Consider the following 5,565-nt stretch of genomic DNA (forward strand, 5'->3'; position numbering starts at 1 on the left):
CCGCCAGTATCGGTTGCATAAATTCGGTCGATATACCCGTCGTAATCTGAGTCAAGCGTAGTTACATCCGCTGCAATACTGTGCTCTCCGGTAAAACCATGCTCATCTGGAGTCAGCGCCCATACCTTTTCGCCAGTTTTAGCATTAACAATGTAGATACCTAGCCCGGTTTCATCTGTTGTTCTAATCGCATTATCTTTGTTTGTATCGTAGCCTGCGCCAAATATTAGCAATGGATCCTCACCAAAGGCTTTAATGTATGCAATTTGAGGCTTAGACCATGTTTGCGCTAAATATTTAAATTCTTCTGAGCCACCAACAATAGGCTTATTCCATAATTTTTTAGGTTCGTTAGGGTCACTTATATCAAGCGCGTAGTAATTTTTACCGCCTCTGCGCATACCTGCAAATGCCCACACTTCATCACCATCACTTGCTCTAATAACACCATCGTTTAACCCTTCGCTATTTGAGCCTTTATTATTAAAGAACACACTTATAGGCCCATCCATGCCATACACTTTTGTATTTGCAAGATTACTACGCAAAGCAGGAATGTTTTTTAATAAGGCAGCAGGTGTAAAAGCCCACTTTTCTTCAACAGTATCGCCTTTGTCTTCAAACATATGTAAAAAGCCGGCATTAGTACCAACAAGTATGTGAATACTTCCATCGCCGTAATCTATAGATACCGGCTTTGAATGCAAAGGGTCGCCAAAAATATTGATTCGCTGATCTACTGATGAGTTATCACCATCTTCATTGTCAACATCAACCCCTCGTGCCCAGCTAATATCACTCTCCTGTAAAGTTAGCCCGATATTAGGAATCAAATCAGGGGCAAGATCGGTAACTGTACCTGTCGCTAAATTTAAAATGGTTTGTACTTTATCAAAAGTAAAATCAATAATACTGCCCGTTTTATCTATGTAAATTTTACGACTGTCAGGGTCTAAAGTTGATAAAAGTAAATTTACGCCACCCTGGGCTACTAAATTCCCATCTGCAGGCTTATTAGTTGGCAGCCAAAAAGTTCGCGCTTTCTCATCAATTAACCCATTTTCATCAAGGGCTATTTTATCAGTTGAATCGACTATATTTGCACCTGATACTTTTAGTTTTTTTAAATTCCCGCTCCAACGTGCGCCTGTTTCTGGGTAAAACATCGCAAAGTAAATTGACTCTCGGCTACGTGTTTGGTCAACATTATTACTTGCTACCGTAGGAGATGAAAAACTATCGTTAACTTCGCGTATTTTCGATATTGTATTATTAAGCGCTTCAGAAAGTTCAGTCGATGTATCGGCATGTAAGTACTCGCCGCCGCCCAATAAAGCGGTTTTTTCTAATAACTTTTTACCATTTGTGCTCATGCCACTACCAAAACCGATAGTAAAAACTCGCCCCGTATCGGCAACCTCTGGCGTGGTGTCGTACAAGTCAACTTCAACATCTCTTGTACCGTGTATTATTTGAGCTAAAGCGGCTAAATAGCTATTACTTGTAGTACTAGGATATGAACCAAAAGTAGATTTGTATAATGATTTGATATCATCATTTCGGGTAATATCTTGTGTCGGATCACCATCAGTCATTAATATTAAGCTAATTGAGTTATCACAACGCTCATCTGCACCAACAGCCTGTTGAAAAGGAGAAACATAACGAGGTATATCAGTACCACTTTGATCTCTCTCAATCGTAGTATCTCGTTTGTCCGTATTTTGCCCATACCAAACCGTCTGCCCAGTCATATATAGGTAAGCTTCCCATAAGGTCTCAGTAATAGGTGTATTCCCGCTAGCAGGCAGCTTTTTTATTTGACCCAATATTTTGTCATGTGAGGAGCCTAGGCCAGCCATAACATAGCCACCATCATTGCCATTAAAACGCATCAAACCAAAATCAATCGAGCTGTTATCATTTACTAATTGGGTCATCGCGCTTATACCAGCATCGATTTTTCTAGGTCCACCATTAGGCAACTTAGTCTTCATACTTCCTGAAGTATCAAAAATAATAAGTACACGAGGGTTTTCGTCGGTTTCAACATTATGGTTTACGTATAGCTCTATATCTTCGGCAAATACAGAAACGCTAATACCTACCCCGAATAACAAGGCAGCTATTTTTTTTAGTTTAAATTGCATTTTTAAATCCCTTTATTTGCGCTTTTTATTTTTATTGCGCAAGTTAATAACTACTCTATTCCCTGTTTAATTTTTAGTAATATTGAGGTGGGACTAAAAATAAAACAAAAGTCATATCTAGCTATTCATCACAAAACAGTGATTAGCATCCACGTGGCGTCAATGCTATAAAATATATATTACTTCGATTTTTAAATAAAAACAGACTAAAGTCAAAGACATTAGGTTTTATTATCATTTAAAAACAACAGTTTAAATAAAACAATCCCGTTTTACTGCACAGTTAAATCATGCTAAAAACTATATTTTTACCTATGTTTCTATATTTATAGATCTATGTTTTAGGTAACAAGTACTTACCAATATAAATTAGTAACGTAAGGCTCTAAAAATCACCTTTAAAAACACTATTATTCAGTAAAACTGTTTTATTAAAAGAAGTGTGTTTATAGGTAACTACGGTTATTCAAACATACAAAAAAGCCCATATTAGGTGCTACCTAATATGGGCTTTTATACTCTCGCTAAATTATAAGCGTTTTATACAAGCATTCTTATAAAGATAACTCTTTCTTAGCGCGAGTTAAGTTATGTGTTACAAGTGAGTTTTTAGAAATTTGAACCGCTTCATATAAATCAGAAATACCAGCAGTGTCTTTTTGAGCCTTAATACGTGCTACACCACGGTTACTTAATGCAAACGATGTAAGTTCACGTACTTTTAAACGCGGACCATGGCTTTGCTTAAGCAATGCAATTGCTTGTGTACAAATAGCTTCTGCTTCTTCGTAGTTTCTTGCTTCAACATTTAAAGCACAGCTATTAAATGATTTTTCAAATGCAGGTGCTGCAGTTACAGAGTCTTCAATAACCATTAATTTATAATCACCTTGATTAGCCATTGCAGCAGCTGAGCAAGTTAATAATGAGCCAAGAGCGATGGTTTTTAAAAGTGTAAATTTCATGATTATATTCCTAATTAGTTAAGTCGTACTTGTTGCCGACAACTTAACTTTAGAGTGTTAGCTCAATTACCACAAACGATAAAAACAAACCTAATAAGTGAATAAATCTAAACTATAGACTTTAGTCTAACACCAACAAAAATACCCAGAAATTACAATAAGTTAAAAACCATAAAAATCACTAAATAATAAATAATAAATAATAAATAACAGAATACAGTTTTATTATTTTTTAATAATACCAATTCGCTTAATTAAGTGATCTATTTTGAGGATGAAAAAACGTGTTGATAGCTAGGCAAAAAATTCGCTATTTGGTTGTTCTAAATGAGAATTTTTTAACGCAGGTAGCGACACGTTTAGCCCCGCAAAATGATTAAGTATTATTGCGGGTTGGTATAACACAATAGAAAGTTAATAAGCACGAAAAAGCCGATATTGAGGTTTAACCCAACATCGGCTTTTTTACTCTCGCTATTTTATATCATGCTTTAGTAAGCGCTTTATAAAACACGTTATAAAGGTTTTTTATAACGATAATTCTTCTTTAGCGCGAGTTAAGTTGTGCGATACCATTGAGCTGTTAGACAATTTTGATGCCTCGTATAAATCAGCAAGTGCAGCTGTATCGTTATGCGCTTTTAAACGTGCAACACCACGGTTGCTTAATGCAAATGACGTAAGTTGGCGTACTTTAAATTTAGGGCCATCTGCGTCTTTTAAAAGTGCGATTGCTTTAGTACAAATTGCTTCCGCCTCAGCGTAATTTTTTGACTTAACATTTAGTGCGCAGCTATTAAATGATTGCTCAAGTGGCTGTGGCGCTGTTGCAGTTTCAATAACCATTAATTTGTAATCACTTTGATCAGCCATTGCAGCAGCTGAACATGTTAATAGTGAGCTAAGAGCGATAGTTTTGATAAGTGTAAATTTCATGATTAATTTCCTGTAAGTTAAGTCGTACTTGTTGCCGACAACTGAACTTTAGAGAATTAACACAACCCCGACAAACGATTAAAACAAACCTAATAAGTGAAGAAAATTAACCTATAGACCTTAGTCTAATACGTTTAAACTTTTTCTATATATTTAAACAACTTACGCACCAATAATCGTACCTAAAATCGCTACTTTACGTTTTAAAATGTATATAATTATTTATGCTTTTTTTTAGTTGGTTTTATTTTAAACACCTTACTTTGGCATAGCTGAGTAACTATCAAACAAATTTATACATTTAATTACATGCAATACTAAGTCATGTATTTATAATTACAGCTCTGGTAACTTTTCATCATTAATGGGTTAACTTTTTTGAAACACATACTTTCTCTTTTTGTTTTATTAAGCACGCTTTTATCATTTAGCCAAAATGTTAACGCAAGGCTTTTGCTCGGTAATGACATGCCTAACACCGGTATGTTTATAAAATCAGAATTTAATGGCGATAGCAGCATTACATCTGCGGGTGTAGAAATGATGGTTAAGCAAAATTACAGTAACTTTGGTGTTGTTTTTACAAGCGCAATTGGCGCGGCAGTAATCGATAATAAACAAGGCGAGCAAGAAGAATTTATAACGTGGGACAACGGCATGAAGCTTGGTTATTTTAATGACTTTTTTATATACGCCGAGCTTGGCTTAGATCTGTTCGAACTTGCCTTTAAAAACGATAGGGGCGACAACACCTACCAAATAGAAAAATCGAACAACGACATAGACGGCTACGCAGGTATAGGTGCGGGTTATCACTTTAAGCCATTTAAAATAGAAGTATTTACCCGAGCACGCCAAATAGATGGCGACTACTGGGAAGCACAAGAACATATTTACAGCGGTGTGCAGCTCAGTTTTACGTTTTAATTGCCCTTTTCTTATAAGAAAAATAAAAAGCGTGTGAAATACAGCTATTTCACACGCTTTTTAAAGAATTATATTTAACAGGTTTGATCTATCCGATTTATATTTAACGGATAGTTTTGGCTACTTTACCAATACTCAAACCCTGAATTAAAATAGAAAACACCACAACCGCATAAGTAAGAGCCAACAAAATATCGCGCTCGTTCCCATCAGGTAATTGCAATACCAGTGCAACCGAAATACCACCACGCAAGCCACCCCAGGTTAAAACTTTCCACGCACCAGATGGCAACTCTAATTGCTTATTAAATGTAGTGGTTGTTATACCCACAACAATTAAACGTGCCATTAACGCTATTAAAATTGTTAAGCCACCAGCAATAAACAAATTACTCGAAAATGCAATCATGACGACTTCAAGCCCTATGAGTACAAATAAAATGGCATTTAAAATTTCGTCAATCAGCTCCCAAAATAAATCAACGTAATGGCGTGTTTTGTCGCTCATAGCCATACTGCGACCATGATTACCCACCATTAACCCCATCATTACCATTGCAAGTGGGCCCGACAAATGCCAATGGCTT

At 36.0% G+C, this 5,565-nt stretch carries 5 protein-coding genes; 1 reads left to right on the forward strand and 4 read right to left on the reverse strand.

The window, feature by feature from the left end:
* The 3 genes from L652_RS0100450 to L652_RS0100460 all read right to left on the reverse strand — a co-directional run.
* The coding region (locus tag L652_RS0100450; RefSeq protein ID WP_024603170.1) for a PilC/PilY family type IV pilus protein at positions 1 to 2,150 on the reverse strand (2,150 nt) is incomplete at its 3' end.
* A gap of 554 nt (positions 2,151 to 2,704) precedes the next feature.
* On the reverse strand, positions 2,705 to 3,115 hold the full coding sequence (locus L652_RS0100455; protein WP_004336087.1) for a hypothetical protein: 411 nt from the start codon (positions 3,113 to 3,115) through the stop codon (positions 2,705 to 2,707).
* Positions 3,116 to 3,643: 528 nt separating this feature from the next.
* Positions 3,644 to 4,051 (reverse strand): hypothetical protein, encoded by a 408-nt coding sequence (locus tag L652_RS0100460; protein ID WP_002963253.1) that lies wholly within the window; start codon positions 4,049 to 4,051, stop codon positions 3,644 to 3,646.
* A gap of 468 nt (positions 4,052 to 4,519) precedes the next feature.
* Between L652_RS0100460 and L652_RS0100465 the strand changes: the two genes are divergently transcribed.
* Positions 4,520 to 4,978 carry a hypothetical protein gene (locus L652_RS0100465; RefSeq protein WP_231616293.1) on the forward strand — a complete coding sequence of 153 codons (459 nt, stop codon included), beginning with the start codon at positions 4,520 to 4,522 and terminating at the stop codon, positions 4,976 to 4,978.
* Between the two features lie 103 nt (positions 4,979 to 5,081).
* Here the strand turns inward: L652_RS0100465 and L652_RS0100470 are convergent.
* Positions 5,082 to 5,565 (reverse strand): cation:proton antiporter (locus L652_RS0100470; protein WP_024603171.1); only part of this gene is annotated, 484 nt, incomplete at its 5' end.

The organism is Pseudoalteromonas sp. TB25, assembly GCF_000497995.1.
Lineage (GTDB): Bacteria > Pseudomonadota > Gammaproteobacteria > Enterobacterales > Alteromonadaceae > Pseudoalteromonas > Pseudoalteromonas distincta.